Annotated in this window: 1 protein-coding gene; it reads right to left on the bottom strand. The window is 36.0% G+C overall.

Annotated features, from left to right (window positions below; genetic code table 11):
• Positions 1–126: DUF480 domain-containing protein (locus tag AB4585_RS28335; protein WP_372172098.1), on the bottom strand; the 126-nt coding region annotated here is incomplete at its 3' end.
• Positions 127–361: the final 235 nt, after the last annotated feature.

Raw genomic sequence — 361 nt, 5'->3', positions numbered from 1 at the left:
GCTCTTTTGATTACACGCCGTGGTTAAACTGTTTAGGCTCAAAGGATAGTAGTCTGGGGTCGTAACTTCTTTTTCGATAAGGCAGCCAATAATACGAGCTTCTAGAGGGGATAATTGCAATAACATTCTTAGGATCCATCTTCATGTTTCATTTAGTAAGATTGTATGCAAGTATTGACTAGGTTGCGATAGCAAGCATATGAATTAATGTTTGTTTTGCTCTCAATGCAGAAAAAGCAGGCAGCAGTCTTCAGAGCTTGATCTACACACTGTATGTTTGCCAAAGCTTATGGTTTAATTTCCTAAGTTTAATATTGGTTCTAAAGGATAGAAAATGAACAACGTATATGAAATTGTTAAT

This window comes from Vibrio sp. 10N.222.49.C9, from assembly GCF_041474985.1.
GTDB classification, from domain to species: domain Bacteria; phylum Pseudomonadota; class Gammaproteobacteria; order Enterobacterales; family Vibrionaceae; genus Vibrio; species Vibrio crassostreae_C.
The sequence above is the reverse complement of the archived record's forward strand: the minus strand, read 5'-3'. Positions and strand labels throughout refer to the sequence as shown.